The sequence below is a fragment of the Allorhizobium sp. nf9_anc genome (genome assembly GCF_056323085.1).
Window position 1 is genome coordinate 613,095 of the sequence record NZ_CM150481.1, and the last position, 21,299, is coordinate 634,393.

Annotated in this window: 18 protein-coding genes; 5 read left to right on the top strand and 13 right to left on the bottom strand. The window is 62.4% G+C overall.

Annotation, left to right across the window (positions count from 1 at the left end):
• Positions 1–20: 20 nt before the first annotated feature.
• The 5 genes from AC02Y0_RS02740 to AC02Y0_RS02760 all read right to left on the bottom strand — a co-directional run bounded on the left by AC02Y0_RS02740 (position 21) and on the right by AC02Y0_RS02760 (position 3,881).
• Complete coding sequence (locus AC02Y0_RS02740; protein WP_476382230.1) at positions 21–620, bottom strand: DoxX family protein; 600 nt, start codon at positions 618–620, stop codon at positions 21–23.
• Positions 617–1,399 (bottom strand): HvfC/BufC family peptide modification chaperone, encoded by a 783-nt coding sequence (locus AC02Y0_RS02745; RefSeq protein WP_476382232.1) that lies wholly within the window; start codon positions 1,397–1,399, stop codon positions 617–619. Before AC02Y0_RS02745 ends, AC02Y0_RS02740 begins: the two co-directional genes overlap by 4 nt.
• Positions 1,389–2,291, bottom strand: a complete 903-nt coding sequence (bufB, locus tag AC02Y0_RS02750) for an MNIO family bufferin maturase (protein WP_476383949.1) — start codon at positions 2,289–2,291, stop codon at positions 1,389–1,391. The genes AC02Y0_RS02745 and bufB overlap by 11 nt, the downstream gene beginning before the upstream one ends.
• A 95-nt stretch (positions 2,292–2,386) precedes the next feature.
• Positions 2,387–2,689 carry a BufA1 family periplasmic bufferin-type metallophore gene (locus tag AC02Y0_RS02755; protein ID WP_476382234.1) on the bottom strand — a complete coding sequence of 101 codons (303 nt, stop codon included), beginning with the start codon at positions 2,687–2,689 and terminating at the stop codon, positions 2,387–2,389.
• A 145-nt stretch (positions 2,690–2,834) separates the two neighbouring features.
• Positions 2,835–3,881 carry a threonine aldolase family protein gene (locus tag AC02Y0_RS02760; RefSeq protein WP_476382236.1) on the bottom strand — a complete coding sequence of 349 codons (1,047 nt, stop codon included), beginning with the start codon at positions 3,879–3,881 and terminating at the stop codon, positions 2,835–2,837.
• Between the two features lie 416 nt (positions 3,882–4,297).
• Here AC02Y0_RS02760 and gltB point away from each other — a divergent pair, with 416 nt between their 5' ends.
• From gltB to AC02Y0_RS02775, 3 genes are read left to right on the top strand one after another with little or no spacing between them, the layout of a single operon-like run.
• Positions 4,298–9,016, top strand: coding sequence for a glutamate synthase large subunit (gene gltB / locus AC02Y0_RS02765; protein ID WP_476382238.1), 4,719 nt, complete (start codon positions 4,298–4,300; stop codon positions 9,014–9,016).
• Positions 9,013–9,183, top strand: coding sequence for a hypothetical protein (locus AC02Y0_RS02770; RefSeq protein ID WP_476382240.1), 171 nt, complete (start codon positions 9,013–9,015; stop codon positions 9,181–9,183). The genes gltB and AC02Y0_RS02770 overlap by 4 nt, the downstream gene beginning before the upstream one ends.
• Positions 9,184–9,198: 15 nt before the next feature.
• A complete protein-coding gene (locus AC02Y0_RS02775) occupies positions 9,199–10,653 on the top strand; it encodes a glutamate synthase subunit beta (RefSeq protein WP_476382242.1) in 1,455 nt (484 codons plus the stop codon).
• A 78-nt stretch (positions 10,654–10,731) separates the two neighbouring features.
• Here the strand turns inward: AC02Y0_RS02775 and AC02Y0_RS02780 are convergent, their stop codons facing one another.
• Both AC02Y0_RS02780 and AC02Y0_RS02785 read right to left on the bottom strand, forming a co-directional pair.
• Positions 10,732–11,958 carry an SGNH/GDSL hydrolase family protein gene (locus tag AC02Y0_RS02780; protein ID WP_476382244.1) on the bottom strand — a complete coding sequence of 409 codons (1,227 nt, stop codon included), beginning with the start codon at positions 11,956–11,958 and terminating at the stop codon, positions 10,732–10,734.
• A gap of 115 nt (positions 11,959–12,073) precedes the next feature.
• Positions 12,074–13,285 (bottom strand): lytic murein transglycosylase, encoded by a 1,212-nt coding sequence (locus AC02Y0_RS02785; protein ID WP_444556318.1) that lies wholly within the window; start codon positions 13,283–13,285, stop codon positions 12,074–12,076.
• A 194-nt stretch (positions 13,286–13,479) separates the two neighbouring features.
• Between AC02Y0_RS02785 and galU the strand changes: the two genes are divergently transcribed.
• Complete coding sequence (gene galU, locus AC02Y0_RS02790) at positions 13,480–14,367, top strand: UTP--glucose-1-phosphate uridylyltransferase GalU (protein ID WP_102018397.1); 888 nt, start codon at positions 13,480–13,482, stop codon at positions 14,365–14,367.
• Between the two features lie 23 nt (positions 14,368–14,390).
• Here the strand turns inward: galU and AC02Y0_RS02795 are convergent, their stop codons facing one another.
• The gene (locus tag AC02Y0_RS02795; RefSeq protein WP_476382247.1) at positions 14,391–15,929 is read right to left on the bottom strand and encodes an outer membrane beta-barrel protein; all 1,539 of its coding nucleotides are present in this window, start codon (positions 15,927–15,929) and stop codon (positions 14,391–14,393) included.
• Positions 15,930–16,084: 155 nt separating this feature from the next.
• On the opposite strand from AC02Y0_RS02795, the gene AC02Y0_RS02800 reads away from it, so the two are divergent.
• Entirely contained in the window at positions 16,085–17,080 is a 996-nt protein-coding gene (locus tag AC02Y0_RS02800; RefSeq protein WP_476382249.1) for a KpsF/GutQ family sugar-phosphate isomerase, read from the top strand.
• Between the two features lie 3 nt (positions 17,081–17,083).
• Here the strand turns inward: AC02Y0_RS02800 and AC02Y0_RS02805 are convergent, their stop codons facing one another.
• The 5 genes from AC02Y0_RS02805 to AC02Y0_RS02825 form a co-directional block, all read right to left on the bottom strand.
• The gene (locus AC02Y0_RS02805; RefSeq protein WP_476382250.1) at positions 17,084–17,371 is read right to left on the bottom strand and encodes a type II toxin-antitoxin system RelE/ParE family toxin; all 288 of its coding nucleotides are present in this window, start codon (positions 17,369–17,371) and stop codon (positions 17,084–17,086) included.
• On the bottom strand, positions 17,371–17,607 hold the full coding sequence (locus AC02Y0_RS02810; protein ID WP_476382252.1) for a CopG family ribbon-helix-helix protein: 237 nt from the start codon (positions 17,605–17,607) through the stop codon (positions 17,371–17,373). The genes AC02Y0_RS02805 and AC02Y0_RS02810 overlap by 1 nt, the downstream gene beginning before the upstream one ends.
• A gap of 47 nt (positions 17,608–17,654) precedes the next feature.
• Positions 17,655–18,113: an NfeD family protein gene (locus AC02Y0_RS02815; protein WP_476383951.1), complete on the bottom strand. Its 459-nt coding sequence runs from the start codon at positions 18,111–18,113 to the stop codon at positions 17,655–17,657.
• Between the two features lie 5 nt (positions 18,114–18,118).
• The gene (locus tag AC02Y0_RS02820) at positions 18,119–19,120 is read right to left on the bottom strand and encodes an SPFH domain-containing protein (RefSeq protein WP_444556696.1); all 1,002 of its coding nucleotides are present in this window, start codon (positions 19,118–19,120) and stop codon (positions 18,119–18,121) included.
• 203 nt (positions 19,121–19,323) lie between these two features.
• On the bottom strand, positions 19,324–21,279 hold the full coding sequence (locus AC02Y0_RS02825; RefSeq protein ID WP_476382254.1) for a methyl-accepting chemotaxis protein: 1,956 nt from the start codon (positions 21,277–21,279) through the stop codon (positions 19,324–19,326).
• Between the last annotated feature and the right edge of the window lie 20 nt (positions 21,280–21,299).

Genomic DNA, 21,299 nt, shown 5'->3' on the forward strand with positions numbered 1-21,299 from the left:
TCGCTGTAACAAGCTCCCAGTCAGGCGGTCGGCGCAAGCCGGCCGCTTTTTTCTTGGGTGGTCATGCGGCGCGTCCACACGGTGCAGAGCAGCTTGTCGAGCGAGACGAGGCCAGCCCCTTTCACCACCAGATATACGAGCGGGAAGATCCAGAGCAGGCGCTGGTCGAGGATGACGCTATCGGGGAAGCGATCGAAGAGCGCGCCGATCGTGGTGGCGTCGACATTGTGCACGAGGATGTCGGTCAGCGTCTGGACGATGATGAAGCCGATCATGCCAAGGGCCGCGATGCGGGTGAAGAGGCCCGCAACCACGAGCAGCGGCAGGATGACCTCACCGTAGGAGCCAAAAAACACCATCAGGCCCCAGGGGAAGAAGGATACGGCGGACACATCCCCGCCTGCCGCATCCACAGCCGGTAGTGCGATCTGGTAATAGGCGCCGGCCGCGATCGAGAAGGGTCCGTCGAACTTGGTGAGCGCGGAATTCAGGTAGTAGGGCACGAGCACGGCGAGGAAGACGATACGCGCGAGGATACCGAGGAACCAGCGGTCGAGCGCGGTTTCCAGCCCACGGACGGCCCGGCGATAGAGTTCGATGAGCGAGACGGCAGAGGTCATGGGGTCGGACTTTCGTGATGGATGTCGATTGCGCTGAAGGCGCCGCTGGACAAGGCGAGGCCAAGCAATCCGGCGATATCAGTGTCTTCATCGCCTGCGGCGGCGGCAAAGGCTTCGCCGAGCGTTTGCCCGGCGATGAGTGCCTCGAAGAAGGTGGCCCCGCCTGACGGCAGCAGTTCGATCGCCACGTCGTAGTGCTGTCGGGTGATGAGCACGCTCTCCGGTGCTATCGGGTCTACCCCTTCAAGCGAGATGCCGGCCCTGTCACGGCCGGTGATGGTGCCTCCGGCGTGCCTCAAGCGCGCGATGCGCATGGCGGGATGCGGGCGAAAGCGGATGCCGGCCAGCTCTTCCGTCGGGACCTGTGCAAGGGTGGCCGGGTCGAGAGGTGCTGCATCTGCCGCGTGATAGGCGTCGAGCCAGAGGCGCTCGACGCGCGCGACGTCAGCGAGGAAGGGAAGGTCCGCCGCGGGTGGGAAGTTTTCGAGGAAAACCGGAAAGGTCTCGCCATAGGTGAAGAGCAGAGGCGAGGTTGGTGGATGGGCGGTTACATAGAGCCGCGCCATCGCCCGGAAGAAGTCCTCGCCGACAAGGTTCTGAACGGTCGGAAAGATCGAGGCCATGGCATCGATCAGCGAAACCGTGACGTTGTTGCGGTAGACGGCAAAACGGCGCTCCGGTCGCACGTGATCGCGCCCCGCCAGCCCGTCGGGTGCCGGGAGGTCTGGCGTGAAGAGGGCCTTGGCAAAGGTGCCGCTCTGGACTGGATCAGGACGCATGGCGACGTCCCAGCTCGACAATGGCGTGGCGGTCGAGAACAGCATCGGCGCGCTGCGCTTCACGCTTCAGCACCGGCCAGTCCGGCACTTCGTTATCCCATTCGACGAGGGTTGGCAGCGGGCCGAGCCTGGCGATGACATGGTCGTAGAGATCCCAGACGAGATCGTCGACCGGGCGATCGTGGCTGTCGATGAGGAGCGGCAGGCCGGCATCGTCAATATCTTCGGCATGGCCGGCCAGATGGATTTCCTCGACGCAGAGGAGTGGGAAATCGGCGAGATAGTCGCGAGCGCCATAGCCGTGATTGATGGCGGAGACATGGACATTGTTGATGTCGAGCAGAAGGCCGCAGCCGGTGCGACGGGCGATCGCCCGGATGAAATCCGTCTCTGACATGGTCGAGGCTTCGAAGCCGAGATAGGTCGAGGGGTTTTCCAGCAGCATCCGGCGGCCAATCGCCTCCTGGACCTGGTCGATGTGGTCGCAGACCCTGTTGAGGGTTGCCTGGTCATAAGGGACCGGCAGAAGGTCGTTGAGAAAATGGCTGTCATGGGTCGACCATGCCAGATGTTCGGAGACCTGTTCCGGCTGATAGCGGTCGACGACGGTCTTCAGGCGGGCGAGATGCTCGGGGTCGAGACCGGTCGGGCTGCCGATGGAAAGACCGACGCCGTGGATCGAGAGCGGGAAATCCTCGCGCATGCGCGTGAGGATGCGGTGCGGATGGCCACCGGCGCCCATGTAGTTCTCGGCATGGACTTCGAGAAAGCCGATGCGGAAGTCGTCTTTTAGGATTGCGTCGGCATGCTGAGGCTTGAAGCCGGCGCCTGCACGACGAGGGAGGCGGGCGGCAGTGCCCTTAGGGCTTCTGTCGGAACGGGTTATCTCTATAGCGGGATGGACAGACACGGCCGACTCCTCAAGCATTCATCCTGGACAGAAAAGCGGGACGGCACCTGCGGACTTGCCGCAGATGCCGTATCGGTTCAGGCCTTGGGGAGGTCGCGGTCGAGGGCTTCAAGCGAACCCATGCGACCATCGGGAGCGGCCATGGTCATGCAGGTGCCCTTGGCGACGTATTTCCAGGCATTGCCTTGGAAGTCGACCTTGGAGGTGCCGGCGCAGGTGGTGCCGGGGCCGGCTGCGCAGTCATTCTTGCCGGCCATGGAGACGCCGAAGCACTTTTCCTTTTCCTGGGCTACGGCCGGGCTGGACAGGAGGGCGGCGCTGCCGATCGCCATGGTGACGGCGGCGGCGAGGGCGGCGGTGTTGAGGGTGGTCTTGGTCATGAAAGTTCTCCTCGGATCGTGATGCGCGTTGTTGGTCCAGCCCTCGTCGGGGCTGGCAAACGCATCATGTCGAGGAGTTGCGACTTTGAAAAGTCAAGGTTTTTTGTAGCAGAAGTGCGCGTTTCGACTGTAAGAAACGGTTCCCTCAAACGACTTCTATGAATTGATCGACTTCATCGGTCGTCGTCGCGAAGCTCGTTACCAAGCGAACTAGTGTTTCATTCTCAGCCGGCAAGGGGAGCCAGCCCTGTGGCGGCTGCCAGTCGTAGAATTTCGCGCCCTTGTCTCTTGCCCGTTCAGCTGCCGACTTTTCGATCACGGCGAAGACTTCGTTGGCCGAAGTATCCCAGGCGAGGCGCGCAGTATTCTTGGCCGAAAGCCCGGCGCGCAGCCGATCCGCCATTGCATTCGAGTGCTGGGCCAGTTCGAGCCAGAGGCCATCATCCAGATAGGCTTCGAGCTGCGCCGAGATGAAGCGGCTCTTCGAGAAGAGCTGGGCCGAGCGCTTGCGAATAAAGGGCATGTCGGCTGCCATGTCCGGATTGAAGAAGACGATGGCCTCGGCGCACCAGCAGCCATTCTTCGTGCCGCCGAAGGAGAGGATGTCCACGCCGCGCTTCCAGGTCATTTCAGCCGGTGTCACGCCCAGCGATACGAGCGCATTGGCGAAGCGGGCGCCGTCCATGTGGAGCGGCAGGTTGCGCGACTTGGCGACGGCTGCAATCGCGTCCAGTTCGGCGAGGGAATAGACGGTGCCGACTTCGGTCGCCTGGGTCACGGTCACGGCCATGGCGCGGCCGTGATGCGGGGAGACGGGTTCGAAACGGGCGATGGCGGCGTCCAGCGCCCGTGGGTCGATCCTGCCTTCCTTGCCTTCGACGGGAAAGAGCCGGGTCGCGCCCGTCAGGAATTCCGGCGCGCCGCCTTCGTCTGCGTTGACGTGGGCATCGGCGTGACAGAAACTCACCCCACCCGCCTTGGCGAGGCTTGCGAGCGCCAGAGAATTGGCAGCCGTGCCGGTGGCAACGAAGAAGACAGCGACTTCGCGTTCGAAAATGGCGCTGAACCTGTCTTCTACGGCCTTGTCCAGATCGCTTGTGCCATAGGCGGAGGCGAAGCCGGCGGCATGGCGGGTGAGGCTCTCGGCGATCCTCGGATGGGCGCCGGACCAGTTGTCTGAAGCGAAGTGCATGGGCATCTTTCCTGAGGCGAAGGTGGGTGTGCGGACTTTAGCCACTTCCGCCTCGCTATCAATCCGACCCGGTGGACAAGGCGCGCGCGGAGATCAAGTCCGCAAGAAGCCGAAAGAAAGATGCAGGTCTGCGTAATTAAATTTCGCATCGATGACGGTCGTCGTAATTTCGCGTCCTTTGCCCGGTTAATTTTCCTGAGTGCGTCTTGCATGAGCGTTTACTTTCTGTCATAGGAAAAGCAGAAATTAGGTCAGACTAGTTGACCTAATTCCGGTTTCGAAGGCGACATGTTTTCGGGCGTCATGGGGTGGTCAAGCAATCCGTGTAGGGAGGGCGAGGCTATCGCTGGCGCCCATCGGCGCCTGAAATGGGTCCAATCAGCCCGGCCAGTCCGGCTTCAACGGAGGTAAAGGTCATGACGAAGGTTCCGTCATCCGAAGAGATCATGCGGTCCGCCAGTGCGGATGCAGTCGCCGAGACGGCGATCGCGCGCACCGGTCTGCCTCCGAAACAGGGTCTCTACGACCCCCGCAACGAACATGACGCCTGCGGCGTCGGCTTCATCGCCCATATGAAGGGGCAGAAGTCGCATCAGATCGTCAAGGACGGCCTGTTCATCCTGGAGAACCTCACGCACCGCGGTGCTGTCGGTGCTGATCCGCTGATGGGTGATGGCGCCGGTATCCTGGTGCAGATCCCCGATCGTTTCTTCCGCGAAGAGATGGCAGCTCAGGGCGTGACCCTGCCGAAGGCTGGCGAATATGCCGTCGGTCACTTCTTTTTCCCGCAGGACGAACAGCAGATCGCCCATTTCAAGCAGGTCATCGCAGAAGTCTGTCAGTCCGAAGGCCAGACGCTGATCGGCTATCGTGATGTGCCGGTCGATAACTCCTCGCTGTCGAAGGCTCCGGAGATTGCCGCAACCGAGCCGCGCCAGATCCAGGTCTTCATCGGCGCTGGACGCGATGCCGCGACCCAGGACCAGTTCGAGCGTCGCCTGTTCCTGCTGCGCAAGGTGATCTCCAACCGCATCTACGACCAGTATGGCGGTCAGGAAACCGGCTTCTATCCCGTGTCGCTGTCGTCCTCGACGATCGTCTACAAGGGCATGTTCCTCGCCTATCAGGTTGGCGCCTATTACAAGGACCTCGCCGATCCGCGCTTCGAGTCGGCGGTTGCCCTCGTGCACCAGCGTTTCTCGACCAACACCTTTCCGTCCTGGAAGTTGGCACACCCCTACCGCATGGTCGCCCATAACGGCGAAATCAACACGCTGCGCGGCAACGTCAACTGGATGGCGGCGCGTCAGGCGTCGGTGTCTTCGCCGCTCTTCGGCGACGACATCTCCAAGCTCTGGCCGATCTCCTATGAGGGCCAGTCCGACACCGCCTGCTTCGACAACGCGCTCGAATTCCTGCAGCGCGGCGGCTATTCGCTGGCGCATGCGGTGATGATGCTGATCCCCGAGGCATGGTCTGGCAACCAGTTGATGTCGCCTGAGCGCAAGGCCTTCTACGAATATCATGCCGCGATGATGGAGCCGTGGGATGGCCCGGCCGCCGTCTGCTTCACCGATGGCAAGCAGATCGGCGCCACGCTCGACCGCAACGGTCTGCGTCCGGCCCGTTATCTCGTCACCGATGACGACCGCGTGATCCTCGCATCCGAAGCCGGCACACTGCCGGTTCCGGAAGAGCGGATCGTCAAGAAGTGGCGCCTGCAGCCGGGCAAGATGCTGCTCATCGACATGGCGGAAGGCCGCATCATTTCCGACCAGGAAGTGAAGTCGCAGCTTGCCGGCAGCCATCCGTATCGCGAATGGCTGGATCGCACGCAGCTGATCCTGGAAGACCTGAAGCCGGTAGAGCCGCGCGCTCTTCGCCGCGACGTGTCGCTGCTCGATCGCCAGCAGGCTTTTGGCTACACGACTGAAGACACCAAGATCCTGATGTCGCCGATGGCGACGACGGGCCAGGAAGCGATCGGCTCGATGGGTACCGACACGCCGATCTCGGCAATGTCGACCAAGTCGAAGCTGCTCTACACCTACTTCAAGCAGAACTTCGCCCAGGTCACCAACCCGCCGATCGACCCGATCCGCGAAGAGCTCGTGATGAGCCTCGTGTCGTTCATCGGTCCGCGTCCGAACATCCTCGACCATGAAGGCATGGCGAATGCCAAGCGCATGGAAGTGCGCCAGCCGATCCTGACCAATGGCGATCTCGAAAAGATCCGCTCCATCGGTCACATGGAAGACCGTTTCGACACCAAGACACTCGACTTCACCTATGACGTGGAGCGCGGTGCCGAAGGCATGCCGGAAATGCTCGACCGTCTCTGCGAGCGGGCGGAAGCGGCCGTGCGCGGCGGCTACAACATCATCGTGCTCTCCGACCGCCAGATCGGCCCGGATCGTATCGCCATCCCGGCGCTCCTGGCGACCGCTGCCGTGCATCACCACCTGATCCGCAAGGGCCTGCGCACCTCGGTTGGTCTCGTTGTGGAATCGGGCGAGCCGCGCGAAGTGCATCACTTCTGCTGTCTCGCCGGTTATGGCGCTGAGGCGATCAACCCCTATCTGGCCTTCGACACGCTGCTCGACATGCACAAGCATGGCGAATTCCCGAAGGAAGTGTCGGAAGACGAAGTCGTTTACCGCTACATCAAGGCCGTGGGTAAGGGCATCCTCAAGGTCATGTCGAAGATGGGCATCTCGACCTATCAGTCCTATTGTGGCGCGCAGATCTTCGACGCGATCGGCCTGTCGTCCGAGCTGGTCGACAAGTATTTCTTCGGCACCGCGACGACGATCGAGGGCATCGGCCTTTCCGAAATCGCCGAGGAAACAGTCACCCGTCACGCTTCGGCCTTCGGCAAGGACCCGGTTCTCGCCAACACGCTCGATATCGGTGGCGAATATGCCTACCGCATGCGTGGCGAAAACCACGCCTGGAGCCCTGACTCGATTGCGTCCCTGCAGCATGCCGTGCGCGGCAACAGCCAGGATCGCTACCGCGAATTCGCCGAGATGGTGAACGACAGCAATCTGCGGATGAACACCATTCGCGGCCTGTTCAAGATCAAGTCGGCGGAAGCGCTCGGCCGCAAGCCTGTTTCCGTGGACGAAGTCGAGCCTGCCGTCGACATCGTCAAGCGGTTCTCGACCGGTGCCATGTCCTTCGGCTCGATCAGCCGCGAGGCGCATACGACGCTTGCCGTTGCCATGAACCGGATCGGCGGTAAGTCGAACACCGGCGAAGGCGGCGAGGAAAGCGACCGTTACCTGCCGCTGGCGGACGGTTCTTCGAACCCCGAGCGTTCGGCGATCAAGCAGATCGCGTCCGGTCGCTTCGGCGTGACGACGGAGTATCTGGTCAATGCAGACGTGCTGCAGATCAAGGTCGCCCAGGGTGCAAAGCCCGGCGAAGGCGGTCAGCTGCCCGGCCACAAGGTCGATGCGACGGTCGCCAAGACCCGCCACTCGACCCCGGGCGTCGGCCTGATCTCGCCGCCGCCGCATCACGACATCTATTCGATCGAAGATCTGGCGCAGCTGATCTACGACCTGAAGAACGTCAACCCGGAAGCCGATGTCTCGGTCAAGCTCGTCTCGGAAGTCGGCGTCGGCACGGTTGCCGCCGGTGTTGCCAAGGCCCGCGCCGACCATATCACTGTCTCCGGCTTTGATGGCGGCACGGGTGCATCGCCGCTCACCTCGCTGAAGCATGCGGGTTCGCCTTGGGAAATCGGTCTCGCCGAGACCCAGCAGACGCTGGTGCTGAACGGTCTGCGTTCGCGCATCGCGCTGCAGGTCGACGGTGGTCTGAAGACCGGCCGTGACGTCATTATCGGCGCACTGCTCGGCGCTGACGAGTTCGGCTTTGCGACCGCTCCGCTGATTGCGGCCGGCTGCATCATGATGCGCAAGTGCCATCTGAACACTTGCCCGGTTGGTGTCGCTACCCAGGATCCGGTCTTGCGCAAGCGCTTCAAGGGCACGCCGGAGCACGTCATCAACTTCTTCTTCTTCGTCGCCGAAGAAGTGCGCGAAATCCTCGCCACGCTTGGCGTGACCAAGCTCGACGAGATCATCGGCGCTTCGGAGTTGCTGGAGAAGGACGAGATGCTCGCTCACTGGAAGGCCAAGGGGCTCGATTTCTCGAAGATCTTCCACAAGGTCGATGCGCCGAAGTCCGCCACCTACTGGACCGAGCGCCAGAACCACCCGATCGTCGATATTCTCGATCGCAAGCTGATCGAGAAGGCGATGCCGTCGCTTGAAGCCAAGCAGCCTGTGGTCTTCGACGTCGATATCAAGAACGTCGATCGCTCGGCCGGCGCCATGCTTTCGGGCGAAGTCGCCAAGCGCTACGGCCACAAGGGTCTGAAGGACGACACCATCCATGTCACGCTGAACGGCACCGCCGGTCAGTCCTTCGGCGCCTTCCTGGCACGTGGCATCACCTTCGACCTCGTCGGCGACGGCAACGACTATGTTGGCAAGGGTCTCTCGGGTGGCCGCATCATCGTGCGCCCGCCGGAAAATGCCCGCATCGTCGCGGAAAACTCAATCATCGTCGGCAACACCGTGCTCTACGGTGCGATCTCCGGCGAGTGCTACTTCCGCGGCGTGGCCGGCGAGCGTTTTGCCGTCCGTAACTCGGGTGCGATTGCCGTCGTCGAGGGCGTGGGTGACCATGGCTGCGAATACATGACAGGCGGCGTCGTCGTCGTGCTCGGCGAAACCGGCCGCAACTTTGCGGCCGGCATGTCCGGCGGTGTGGCTTACGTGCTCGATGAGAGCGGTGATTTCGCCAAGCGCTGCAACATGGCGATGGTCGAACTCGAGCCGGTTCCGGAAGAGGACGACATGCTGGAGAAGCTGCACCATCACGGCGGCGACCTCATGCATAAGGGCCTTGTCGACGTGTCCGGCGACATGACCCGCCATGACGAGGAGCGCCTCTACCAGCTGATCTCGAACCATCTGCACTACACGGGCTCGAACCGTGCCAAGCAGATCCTCGACAGCTGGGCCGAGTATCGTCCGAAGTTCCGCAAGGTCATGCCGGTTGAATACCGCCGTGCGCTTGAGGAAATGGAACGCATGCGCATGGGCGTGGCTGCGGAGTGAACCGCAAGGGACGCATCGTCCATATCGGAATGGCCGTGGCAATTGCTGCGGCCGTTCCAACGGTCGCCGCACTGGTCAATGGTGCGCTTGTTTTGGAATTCGTGGTGCTGGGGGCGGTGATCGGTTTCGCCTACTGGTACTGGGGGCCGCAATGGCCGCCTCTGTGAGCTGAGGGAAAGAAAATGGGCAAGGTTACAGGTTTCATGGAAATCGACCGGCAGGTGGCGAAGTATCAGCCGGCCTCCGACCGCATCCGCCATTTCCGCGAATTCACCATCCCCATGTCGGATGCTGAGGTCACCAAGCAGGCGGCGCGCTGCATGGATTGTGGCATTCCCTATTGCCACGGTCCGACCGGCTGTCCGGTGCATAACCAGATCCCTGATTGGAACGACCTCGTCTATAACAACAAGTGGGAGGAGGCGATCCGCAACCTCCACTCGACGAACAACTTCCCGGAATTCACCGGTCGCGTCTGCCCGGCCCCTTGCGAGGAAGCCTGCACGCTGAATCTCGAGGATACGCCGGTTGCGATCAAGACCGTCGAGCAGGCGATTGCCGACAAGGCCTATGAGCTTGGCTTCATCGTGCCGCAGCCGGCGACGATCCATACCGGCAGACGCGTTGCCGTGATCGGCTCCGGCCCGTCGGGTCTCGCTGCTGCCCAGCAGCTCGGCCGCGCCGGTCACGAGGTGCATGTCTATGAGCGTGAATCCAAGCCCGGCGGCCTGCTGCGCTACGGCATCCCGGACTTCAAGATGGAGAAGAACTTCATCGATCGCCGTGTCGAGCAGATGAAGGGCGAAAACGTCACCTTCCATTGCGGCGTGAATGTCGGCGTCGACGTGACCGTCGAGAAGCTGCGTGCTGACTACGATGCCGTGCTCTATTGCGGTGGTTCGGAAACCCCGCGCGAAGCTGGCATTCCCGGCGTCGAGTTCCATGGTGTGCACGATGCCATGCCGTATCTCGTGCAGCAGAACCGTCGCGTCGGTCGCGAAAACATCGACAGCGTCGGCTGGCCGGCCGATCCGATCCTCGCCGGCGGCAAGCATGTCGTCGTCGTCGGTGGTGGTGATACGGCTTCCGACTGCGTTGGTACCGCCTTCCGCCAGGGCGCCGTCAAGGTGACGCAGCTCGACATCCGCCCGCGTCCTCCGCAGACGGAAGACAAGCTCGCCATCTGGCCCTTCTGGGCGACCAAGATGCGCACCTCGTCCAGCCAGGCCGAAGGTGCCAACCGCGAATTCCAGGTGGCAACGCTCGAATTCGTCGGCGAAGACGGCGTGCTGACCGGGGTGAAGTGCTGCCAGGTGGATGAGCGCCGCAAGCCGATCCCGGGCACCGAGTTTATCATCAAGGCCGATCTCGCTTTCATCGCCATCGGCTTCTCCGGCCCGTTCACCGATAGCGTGCTGAAGGATCTCGACGGCAAGCTTGAACTCAACACCGACCGTCGTGGCTCGACCAATGTCGTTGCCAACGACAAGGACTATCGCTCGTCGGTCGACAAGGTCTGGGTGGCAGGCGACGCCCGCCGCGGCCAGTCGCTGGTCGTCTGGGCTATCCGCGAGGGACGTCAGGCCGCGCGCGCCATCGACGAGGCGCTGATGGGCGAAAGCGTGCTGCCGCGCTGATCCTGGCGAGCATCGAAAAACGATAAAGGGGCTGCTTTCGAGCGGCCCCTTTTGATTTTGGATTGTTTTGTCGAGAGCTTAAGGCGTGGCCGTTGTCGGCGTTGTCGGCGTTGTCGTCGTCGCTGTGGTTGCCGGCACACGCTTGACATAGTCCACACGGCCAACCGGCGGATCCGGCAGGCGACCGTTCTGGACGAGCTGGTCGCGGGGCGTGGGGAAGCTGGAGGAGGGCGGGAGCGTGCCTCCCAGCAGTTCGTCCGCGCCGTCGAGTTCCGGATCGAAGAGGTCGATCGGCTGGGTGGTGACGATGGCTTTGCTTTCCGAGGGTGGCAGGCTCAGCAGCTCCGGCAGGTTGCTGCCATCGAGGCGCACGAGATCCGGGCTCGTCATGTCGCCGAGATAGCGGCGCGCGGACTTTTCGACATAGAAGGCGAGCTTGCGCTTGCCGGGGCCGGTGAAGTTGATGCCGTCATTGCCGCGCAGGCGCACCGGCTGGCCATTGATGTCGGACCCGGTGACGATGAAGCGGCCTTCCTGGTCGACGAAGCCTTCCCAGACATCGACGAACTCGCCACTGACCTTCTCGATGCTCGATCGATAGATGGTGTTGAGGCGCAGCGCATCCGCCGTCATGTTCTGCGGGCGGAAGGCCGGCAGGCCGACCCAGATGACCGGCACGCGCGTTTCCGCAGCCACCGTCGCAAGCCGGGCAACACGCTCGCCATAGGCGGTGAACCAGGGATCGGTGCGGAAATCGAGGCGGCCTTCTGCTGTCACAAGCTGCTGGCGGTCGTTGGCGCCGATCTGGATGACCAGCACGCTGGGCTTGATCTCCGAGACAAGCGAAGGGAGTGCAGCCGGCCAGTCGTAGAAATCGTCGCGGACCAAGCCGGAAGAGCCGTTGGCCCGGCTCTCGACGATGACGCCCGGCGAATCCTCGAAGGCCGCTTTCAGGCCGTCTCCCAAGGCATTTGCGACGAAATCGCCGACCACGAGCACCTTCTTGGCCGTGTCGAGCTTTGGCGGTGGCGGCGGAGCGGCCGCGGTGCGTGTCGTTGGGGTGCGGGTCTTGATGGTGGTGACGCTGCCACTGTTTTTCTTGCGGGTCTTGCCTTCCCGGGGCGGCTGGACGTCCTGCGGCGGCACATAGGCCGGCTGTCGCTGGCCGAAGAGCATATCCAAGAGGGTGCGCCGCCGCTCTGGTTGCTGCGCTTCTGCGGTCGAACCAAGGAAGGTCGTCGCGGCCAGCATCACGGCGAGGCCGAGGCACAGCAAGCGGGCAAGGGTTCCGCGGGGGCTCTTCACGTCAAACTCCTTCGGCGTCGTCGCGGCAGTGTTCAAAAACAGTCCGCCGCGATCCCATGTTTCTGGATCGCGGCGGAGGGCAAGTCAATCGTTCCGTCGTGTGGAGCGGTTGCGATCAGTTGCGAAGCGCGTCGAGAAGGACGCGCGACGGCTGGCCGTCTGCGGCCATGCCGAGGCGCTGCTGGATGGCGGTGATGGCCGCCTTCGAGCCTGAGCCGAAATTGCCGTCGATCTTGCCGTCGTAATAGCCGAGCGCCTGCATGCGGCTCTGCAGCTCGAACTTCTCCTTGATGTCGAGCGATCCATCGGGACGGGGCCAACGCTGCTTCATGCCGCCGTAGCCGGCGATTTCGTCGGCGAGCAGTCCAACGCCAAGGGCATAGCTGTCGGCAGCATTGTAGCGCTTGATGACAAAGAAGTTCTTGGTCATCAGGAAGCCCGGTCCGTTTGCACCGCCCAGCATCTTGAGCTCGGCCCGTTCGGCACCGTTCTTGAAGCCCTTGCCGGTCGGACGGGCAAAGCCAAGCGCCTGCCACTGGGCGAGCGTCTTGGTCTGGCCGGTGAATTTGCTTCCACCACGCGGCACGACGATTTCGTAGCCCCAGGTGCGGCCGGTCTGCCAGTCGTTCTTGGCCAGCAGATTTGCGGCCGTTGCCAAAGCATCCGGGATCGAGTGCCAGATGTCCTTGCTGCCATTGCCGTCGGCGTCGATGCCGTAAAGCAGGTAGCTCGACGGAATGAACTGGGTGTGACCCATGGCGCCGGCCCAGGAGCCCATCAGATTGTCATTGGACACATCGCCGTTCTGCAGCATCTTGAGAGCCGAAATCAGCTGGGTGCGCGCATATTTTGCCCGCTTCTTGTCGGCATAGGCAAGGGTTGCCAGCGAACGCGGCACATTGTGCAGGCGGTCCGGACGCTCAAGGGCTGCGCCGTAGTTGGATTCCATCGACCAGATGGCAAGCAGGACGTGCTTGTCGACGCCGAAGTGGTTCTCCAGTGCCGTCAGTAGGCGGCCATGCTTGGAGAGCATCTCCTGGCCAATCTTGACGGTATAGGGGTTCACGCGGCTGTCGAGGTAATCCCAGATCTGGGACTTGAACTCGGGCTGGTAGGCCGCTTTCTCGAGCACGAACTGGTCTGGCTCGCTCACACCCTTGAAGGCTTGGCGATAGGTCCGCTCGGTGATGCCGGCCTTGGCGGCCGTTGGATAGAAGTCTCGGATCCACTTCTGGAAACCGGCGTCTGCAAAGGCATCCAGCGGGATGAGCGCCGTCGATAGCGTCAAGGCGATCGCGCCGAGCAGGCTGGGGCGGTGTCTTTTCATGGGCATCTCCCGTGCATTCTCGTGTTGGCAGCCGGAACAAGGCTGTTCACCACAGGTTAATGCTGTTCAGTCAACAAACCCTTTACCACGTTGTCCGCCCAAGCTTAGTCTTTGCCAATTTGAAGCAATTGTATGTTACTGGCCGTGACCGCGTTATGAAGGCGTTAATCGATTATATCCTCGAGGAGGGATGAGTGGTTCAGTCTAAAAAGCTCCGGAAAGCCGTGTTTCCCGTTGCCGGTCTCGGCACCCGTTTTCTGCCCGCCACCAAGGCCGTGCCGAAGGAAATGCTGACAGTCGTCGACAAGCCGGTCATCCAGTATGTGGTTGACGAGGCCATCGAGGCTGGCATCGAGCATTTCGTGTTCGTTACAGGCCGCGGCAAGGCGGTCATCGAGGATTATTTCGACATCCAGTTCGAGCTTGAGCAGACGCTGAAAGCCCGCAACAAGAATGCCGAACTGTCGCTGCTCGATTCGTTGCAGCCGACTGCAGGCCAGACCAGCTTCACGCGCCAACAGGAGCCGCTGGGTCTCGGACACGCCGTCTGGTGCGCCCGTGACATCGTGGGGCACGAACCCTTCGCCCTTCTTCTGCCTGACATGATTATGCGCGGAGAGAAGGCCTGCCTCAAGGGCATGGTCGAACTTTATGAAAAGACCGGTGGCAATATCGTGGCCGTCGAGGAATGTGCGCCCGAACAGGCCCACAAGTATGGCATCGTCGGCGTCGGCGAGACGCTCGAAGGTGGCTTCAAGATCACCCAGATGGTCGAGAAGCCGGCCAAGGGAACTGCGCCCTCCAACTTCTTCATCAACGGTCGCTATATCCTGCAGCCTGAGATCTTCGAGATCCTGTCGACCCAGGAACGTGGTGCCGGCAACGAGATCCAGCTCACCGACGGCATGCTGAAGCTCGCTCAGGCCCAGGATTTCGCCGGTTACCACTTCAAGGGTGAGACCTTCGACTGCGGCGCCAAGGATGGCTTCATCCTCGCCAATGTCGCCTTCGCCATCGAGCGTGCCGACATTCGTCCGGCCATCGAAGATCAGCTCAAGGCGCTGCTTGCAGCGTTGAAGTGATAGTACATTCCTGACCGCCGGGCTCAGCGCTTGGCGGTCAGGCCTACCAGCGCCGTCAGGCTGTCATTGTCGCTTCCGTTCTTGTAGTTCGTCCGCTCGTAGTTCAGATCCGCCGTCGCATCGAGATAGCGGTTGACCTTCCAGGTCAGGCCCGCGCCGGCGAGATAGGCGGTCGTATCGCTGGACGCCGCATCCCCATCATAATTCGTGAAGGTCGTGCCACCGGTCAGACGGGCGACGAGGTTCGTGCGCAGGTCATGCGCGAGCTGCGCCGTTACCCGATGGATGGTTGCGCCGCTGACGCCTGCCGTTGTCGATGGGTCAATGCTGGTGTCGAGGGTCACGTCGATGCTGGTGCCCTCGCGCGGTGACCAGAAGATGTTGCCATCCACGGTCAGTGCCGAGAGTTCGTCCAGGCGCGCGTCTTCGTATTTCTGGTGTTCGTAGCCGACCGCGATTTCGCCGCGCAGCTTTTCGCCCAGATCCACGGCGACACCGGTTTTCGCACCATAGAGATCGGCAGACCGGCGGTATCCAGCCGAATCCTCCGCATCGTCATAGTCGATCTTGCCGATCGTGCCTTCGATGAAGGGAATGAGAGCCGGCGAGAGTTCGTAGCCGAGGCGGGTGCTCAAGGCGTAGCGGTTGCGGTTACGATCGCTGCGCTCCAGCGTCGAGCCGTCCGAGAGTTCGGCGTCTGAGTACTGGTAGCGCGTGATGTCGGCGACGATGGAGCCGCGGATCAGGCCGAAGTCGCGCTCGATGGAAGCGCCGGCGCCATATTCATTCACGCCGGACTGGACACGCGCGCCTGATACCGCGTTCGGGTCATCCGTGTCTTCGCGGCTGAAACTGTAGGAGCCGGACAAGGTTGCAGTGGTGTCGTCGGCGAGGTCGAGGCGCAGGCGTGCGTCGATGTCGGCCCGCGGCTTGTCGGTGCCGTCGCCCGATAGCGTTTCCTGCCATGCGCCCTCGGCGCCTACGGACAGTTCATGGCGCGACCAGTCGGAGGTGATCGTGCCCTTGAGACCGGTTTCTGAGAAGATCCTGTCTTCCTTCACGCCGCCGCTTTTTTCCGTTTCGCTGCCCAGCTTCTGGCTGATCGAGGGGCGCAGGATGAGCGTGCCGAGGCGGATGCCGCTGTCCTCTTCGGAATCGAGTTCGCGGTTGATGCGGTCGGCTGTGGGGTTGTCGAGGCGGGTTTCGCGGAGGTTCTGGCGCCCCAGGCTTTCGTCGACCGGGATGGCGTCGGTGTCTGCGAGCGGTTCCAGGGTCTGGGTGGCGGGAACGACAGAGCCGGTCGCCAATGGATCGGCTGCTGCCGAGGGGGAGGCCGCGACGTCCGTCATCGCAGATGCGCCATTGGCAGCGGTGGTTCCGGCTGTGGTCTGTCCAGCGGTGGGCAGGAGGGAAACGGAGGAGGCCGTCGCTGTCGTCGGTTGGGTCTGTTGTGCTCCCAGCAGGGACGGATGCGCGAGCACGGACAATGCCAGCACGCTTCCAAAAGCGCGCAGCCCGAGGCGGCCTGTGCCGCGCGTGTCCCGATTTTCGATTGAATTCATCCCTGCGCCCGGCAATCTGCAATGCTTACCCAAACGTAAAGCCTGATGGTTAATGTTTCGTTTCGACACTCTCGGTTGGCCTCGCTCCGGACCGTCAGCAGCCCGCCGCATCGCACGAGAATTTACACCAGCCCTCAAACGCAGTATGGGACGGCATGATCAAGCGCGCAGTCAATCTCGTCGAAGCCAGTGCCACCGAATCCGCTCTCCGGGTCATCTCGACCGAGCGCGAAGGATTGCGGGTGCTCGAGGAGGCGCTGTCGGGTCCGCTCGCCGCGCCCTTCTGCCATGCCGTGAAGACCATCGGCGACATCGGCGGCCGGGTCATCGTCACCGGCGTCGGCAAGAGTGGCCATATCGGCTCGAAGATCGCGGCGACTTTCGCCTCGACCGGCACGCCGGCATTCTTCGTGCATCCCTCGGAAGCCAATCATGGCGATCTCGGCATGATTGCGCAGGATGACGCGATCCTCGCCATCTCCTGGGGTGGCGAGACCGCGGAGTTGCAGGGCATCCTCGCCTTTTCCCGCCGCTTCTCGATCCCGTTGATCGCAATCACGGCAGGCGAAAACTCGACGCTGGCGCGCAATGCCGATGTCGTGCTGCTGATGCCGAAGGTTCAGGAAGCCTGCCCGCATGGGCTGGCACCGACGACGTCTGCCGTGCTGCAGCTGGCGATCGGCGATGCCATCGCGATCGCTCTACTCGAAGCGCGCGGTTTCTCGCCTTCGGATTTCCGCACCTTTCATCCGGGCGGCAAGCTCGGTGCGGCACTCACCCATGTGCGCGATATCATGCATACCGGCGACCGCGTTCCGCTCGTTCCGCTCGGCACTTCAATGCCCGAGGCGGTGAAGACGCTGTCGCACAAGCATTTCGGCTGTGTTGGCATTACGGATGAGGCGGGCCAACTCTGCGGCATTGTTACCGAAGGCGACATGGCACGCAACCTCGCCCGCGATCTCTCGATCCTCAACGTCGAGGACGTGATGACCCGCAATCCCAAGGTGATCAAGGGCGACGCGCTGGCCACGACGGCAGCCGCCATGATCAACAAGCACGGGATCGGCGCGCTGATTGTGGTCGATGAAGACAATACGCCCATCGGGCTCATTCACTTCCACGACCTGCTCAGGATCGGCGTGGCCTGAAGCTCAAGGGAAGTTGTCCGGCCACTCCCGTGCGCCGTGGATGACGCTCAGAATCTCGACGCCGGCTTTGATGCGATAGACCACAATGTACCGCGTGCGGGTGATGACGAGTTCGCGCGTCCCGGCCACCCGGCCGGTGCGTCCCATTTCCGGGTTTGTGGACAGCAATCTGTCTGTCTGAGTGAAGATCCTGCTTATCAAACGATGGGCGGATGCGGGACGCTTTTGAGCGATGTAGTCCTGTATCTCTTCCAGATCCTGGATCGCGGGAAGAGACCACGAGACCTTCATCAGCCAGGCCGATATTTGTTGAGGACCCGGTCCACATCCGACTGTGACGCGAATTCCCCGCGGTCGGCCGCTTCGATCGCCATCTCCACCTTCTGGACAAACCGTTCCTGCCACTCGATGGAGTGGCCCTTTTCCAATGCGTCCTGGATGATTTGCGAGCGAGAGCCACCGGACCGGGCTGCAAGAGCGTCGATCCGGGCTGCGAGGTCAGGCGCAATGTCGAGTTCTACCGTCATGCGCTCACTATGCCACGGATTGTCGATGGTTCAACCTGTCCCGCTCGTTACGCCTCTTCGACCACCAGATCGCGTCCGTTGCTGGAGACGATCCGCACACGTGCGCCGCCCGGTAGGTCGGGGCCCGATACCAGCCAGAAGGTGTCGTCCAGGCGGATGCGGCCACGGCCCTCACGGATCGGTTCGGCGAGCACTGCCGTGCGACCGACAAGGCTTGCGCCCCGCTGGTTGAGGAGCGGTTCGTCACTTTCGGTTTCAAGGCTGGAGAAGTAACGACGGCCCGCCAGGGTGAAGACAACTGCACTGGCGGCGAAGACAAGCGACTGCACCCGCCATGTCCAGAAGCCGGCATCCCAGAGCAGCAGCGATACTGCGCCGGTCAGGATTGCGCCAAGCCCGATCCAGACGAGGAAGACGCCCGGCATCACGAGTTCGGCCGCCAGAAGCAGCATGCCGAGCACCCACCAGCTCCAGGGACCGAGTTCTGCGATGATGCGGCCGATCATGGCCATCACTCGCCGTTCGGGTTGAAGGAGGAGATCGGAGGCGTCGTGCGGACTGGCGTTGCCGGACGCGGCGGGGCAGGGCGCTTGTCCTCGCCGAAGACCTCGCGGGCAATGGCACCGATGCCGCCGAGCGAGCCGATCAGCGCGGTTGCCTCCATCGGCATCAGGACGATCTTCGAATTGTTGGCCGTGCCGATCGCAGTCATCGCTTCGGTGTACTTCTGGGCGACGAAGTAGTTGATGGCGTTGACGTCACCGGCCGCGATCGCTTCGGAGACCAGGCGCGTTGCCTTGGCTTCGGCTTCGGCCAGGCGTTCACGGGCCTCTGCCTCGCGATAGGCGGCTTCGCGCTGGCCTTCAGCCTCGAGGATGGCAGACTGCTTGGCACCCTCGGCGCGCAAGATCTGCGCGTTGCGGAAGCCCTCGGCTTCGAGAACCTGCGCGCGCTTCTCGCGCTCTGCCTTCATCTGGCGGCCCATGGCATCGACCAGATCGGCAGGCGGCTGGATGTCCTTGATCTCGACGCGGGTAACCTTGATGCCCCAGGGACGCACGGCTTCATCGACGACGCGCAGCAGTCGATCGTTGATCACCTCGCGGTTGGACAGCAGTTCGTCGAGATCCATCGAACCCATCACCGAGCGGATGTTGGTCATCGTCAGGTTCAAGATCGCGTTTTCGAGATTGGCCACCTGATAGGCGGCTTCCGCGGCGTTCAGGACCTGGTAGAACGCCACGGCATCGGCCGAGACTGACGCGTTGTCTTTGGTGATCACCTCCTGGGTGGGCACGTCGAGGACCTGCTCCATGACATTCATCTTGGCACCGATGCGCTCGAAGAAGGGGATGATCAGGTTGAGGCCCGGCTCAAGCGTGCGCGTGTAGCGGCCAAAACGCTCGATGGTGTAGCGATATCCCTGCGGCACCGTCTTGATGCCGGCAAACAGCACAAGGATGACGAGCACGACAAGTGCGATGACGACGATATCAGGACCGGTGATCGGCATGAATTCCTCCAGCAATGGCGCGAGAAATGATCGCGCCCCCATGCGCTAACATCGTGGGGTGACAGGGGAATTGCAAGGGTGGGAGATCACAGCCGGGGGAGGCAGAGGTCGATCATCACAGGATGAGGGCCGGCCCAAAAGCAGAAGGGCGGCGGGATTGATCCCGCCGCCGCCCTTTCGTTCCTATCGGATATGGCCTGGGCTTAGAACTCTTCCCAGTTGTCCTGAGCGACTGCCGCATTGCCGTGGCTGCGCGGGGCAGGGGCGGCGTGGCGGACGGGTTCGGCTGCACGTGGTGCCGGGGCACGATGGGCGGAAGGCTGTGCCATGGTGCGGGCAGTTTCACGCAGCGCCGAGGCCTGCGTTTGCTGCACGCCGTCGATGGTGAAGTGCGAGATCAGGTCACGCAGCTTGGCGGCTTCCGTTGCCAGGGCGCCGGAGGCTGCGTTGGATTCCTCGACCATCGCAGCGTTCTGCTGGGTCGTCTGGTCCATCGAGTTGACCGCGTGGTTGACTTCCGAAAGGCCGGTTGCCTGCTCCTTGGCGGAGATGGCGATGGCATCCATGTGGGTGTTCATCTCGGTGATGAAGCCGCCGATCGTGCGAAGAGCCTCGCCGGTCTTGCGAACCAGGTCCACACCGCCTGCAACTTCCGTCGAGGAGTTCTGGATGAGCGCCTTGATCTCCTTCGCGGCATTGGCAGAGCGCTGCGCAAGTTCGCGGACTTCCTGGGCGACGACCGCGAAACCCTTGCCGGCTTCACCGGCGCGAGCCGCTTCGACGCCTGCATTGAGCGCGAGCAGGTTGGTCTGGAAGGCGATCTCGTCGATCACGCCGATGATGTTGGAGATCTGCTGCGAGGAACCTTCGATGCGGCGCATCGCGTCTTCGGCCTTGGCAACAACGTCGGACGACTGGGTCGCGGAGGTGTTGGCCTGGGCCGCGACGGAGCGGGCTTCTTCGGTGCGCTTGGTCGAGTTGACGACGTTAGCGGTGATTTCCTCGACGGCGGCTGCCGTTTGTTCGAGGGCTGCGGCCTGCTGTTCGGTGCGCTTGGAGAGGTGATCGGTGCCCGAGGCGATCTCGCGAGTGCCGGTCTCCATGGTTGCAACGCTGTTGGTGATGCCGGCCATGGTCTGGTTCAGCTGGCGGACCGACTGGTTGAAGTCGTGGCGCAGGGCCTCGAAATCAGGGGCAAAGGCTTCGTTGATCTGAAAGGCGAGGTCGCCGGCTGCGAGGCGCTTCAGGCCGGTCGCAAGGCCGGAGGTCGCGATCCGCAGACGCTCGGCTGCATCAGCCTCGGCACGCTGCTGGGTAGCGATACGCTCGGCTTCGGCGCGCTGACGGTTGCCTTCGGCTTCCGATTCCAGACGCTTGTTGGCGATCGCTGCCTCGCGGAAGATCTGCATGGACGCTGCCATCTGGCCGATCTCGTCCTTGCCGCCCGAGACGATCTCGACATTGAGGTCACCGTTGGCCAGTCGGTCGGTCGCGGTAGCAAGCCTGGACAAGGGGCGCGAGACGAGGCGGTAGTTGAGGAAGCCCATCAGGGCTGCGACCAGTGCGACGGCAATGGCCGCGGCCAGCGCGATGCTCTCGACCATCATCAGTGCCGCGCCTTGCTGCTGTTTGGCGGCGGCGCTGCGCGTTGCGAATTGCTGCATGACCGCCTGCAGGCTCTGCTGGGCCTGTTCAACCAGAGCTTCACCGCTACCACCGACTTCAATGGCGCGCGCAAGGTCGACCGTGTCCGGAACACGCATCAGGTCGATCTGGCGCTGGACGATTTCTGTCTGCCATTGCGCCAATGTTGCGAAGCTCGCCTGCAATGCGGGGAGCTCACCGGGTGCCTGCTCTCCGAACAGCTTCGTGAGATCCGTTACATCCTTGGCGATTTCATCGAGGCGCGCCTGGGTCGTTTCTGCGAAATCGCGGTTACCCGTCAGCAAGTAGGTCTTCAGCTTGAGGTCGGCGACATAGATGTCGTCGCTGAATTCCGCCACGGCCTCTGCCAGAGCCTGAATGTTGTCAGCTTCGATGACGAGCTGGTTCGCAACAACAGTCCTGTTGTAGATGAAGATGGAACTCGCAATTGCGATCGTCGCCAGAAGGCTGAATGCGATCAAGCCCTTCGTGGTGACGGAAATATTGTTCAGCATGGCGCTCAGCAGCCTCAACG

Bases quoted from the DNA above. Each gene is read 5' to 3' on its own strand.
- AC02Y0_RS02745 (WP_476382232.1), bottom strand. From the start codon at position 1,399: ATGCGTCCTGATCCAGTCCAGAGCGGCACCTTTGCCAAGGCCCTCTTC.
- AC02Y0_RS02815 (WP_476383951.1), bottom strand. From the start codon at position 18,113: ATGATCGGCCGCATCATCGCAGAACTCGGTCCCTGGAGCTGGTGGGTG.
- AC02Y0_RS02805 (WP_476382250.1), bottom strand. From the start codon at position 17,371: ATGAAGGTCTCGTGGTCTCTTCCCGCGATCCAGGATCTGGAAGAGATA.
- AC02Y0_RS02825 (WP_476382254.1), bottom strand. From the start codon at position 21,279: ATGCTGAACAATATTTCCGTCACCACGAAGGGCTTGATCGCATTCAGC.
- AC02Y0_RS02800 (WP_476382249.1), top strand. From the start codon at position 16,085: ATGATCAAGCGCGCAGTCAATCTCGTCGAAGCCAGTGCCACCGAATCC.
- AC02Y0_RS02740 (WP_476382230.1), bottom strand. From the start codon at position 620: ATGACCTCTGCCGTCTCGCTCATCGAACTCTATCGCCGGGCCGTCCGT.
- AC02Y0_RS02760 (WP_476382236.1), bottom strand. From the start codon at position 3,881: ATGCACTTCGCTTCAGACAACTGGTCCGGCGCCCATCCGAGGATCGCC.
- AC02Y0_RS02755 (WP_476382234.1), bottom strand. From the start codon at position 2,689: ATGACCAAGACCACCCTCAACACCGCCGCCCTCGCCGCCGCCGTCACC.
- AC02Y0_RS02795 (WP_476382247.1), bottom strand. From the start codon at position 15,929: ATGAATTCAATCGAAAATCGGGACACGCGCGGCACAGGCCGCCTCGGG.
- AC02Y0_RS02820 (WP_444556696.1), bottom strand. From the start codon at position 19,120: ATGCCGATCACCGGTCCTGATATCGTCGTCATCGCACTTGTCGTGCTC.
- AC02Y0_RS02810 (WP_476382252.1), bottom strand. From the start codon at position 17,607: ATGACGGTAGAACTCGACATTGCGCCTGACCTCGCAGCCCGGATCGAC.
- AC02Y0_RS02785 (WP_444556318.1), bottom strand. From the start codon at position 13,285: ATGAAAAGACACCGCCCCAGCCTGCTCGGCGCGATCGCCTTGACGCTA.
- gltB (WP_476382238.1), top strand. From the start codon at position 4,298: ATGACGAAGGTTCCGTCATCCGAAGAGATCATGCGGTCCGCCAGTGCG.
- AC02Y0_RS02775 (WP_476382242.1), top strand. From the start codon at position 9,199: ATGGGCAAGGTTACAGGTTTCATGGAAATCGACCGGCAGGTGGCGAAG.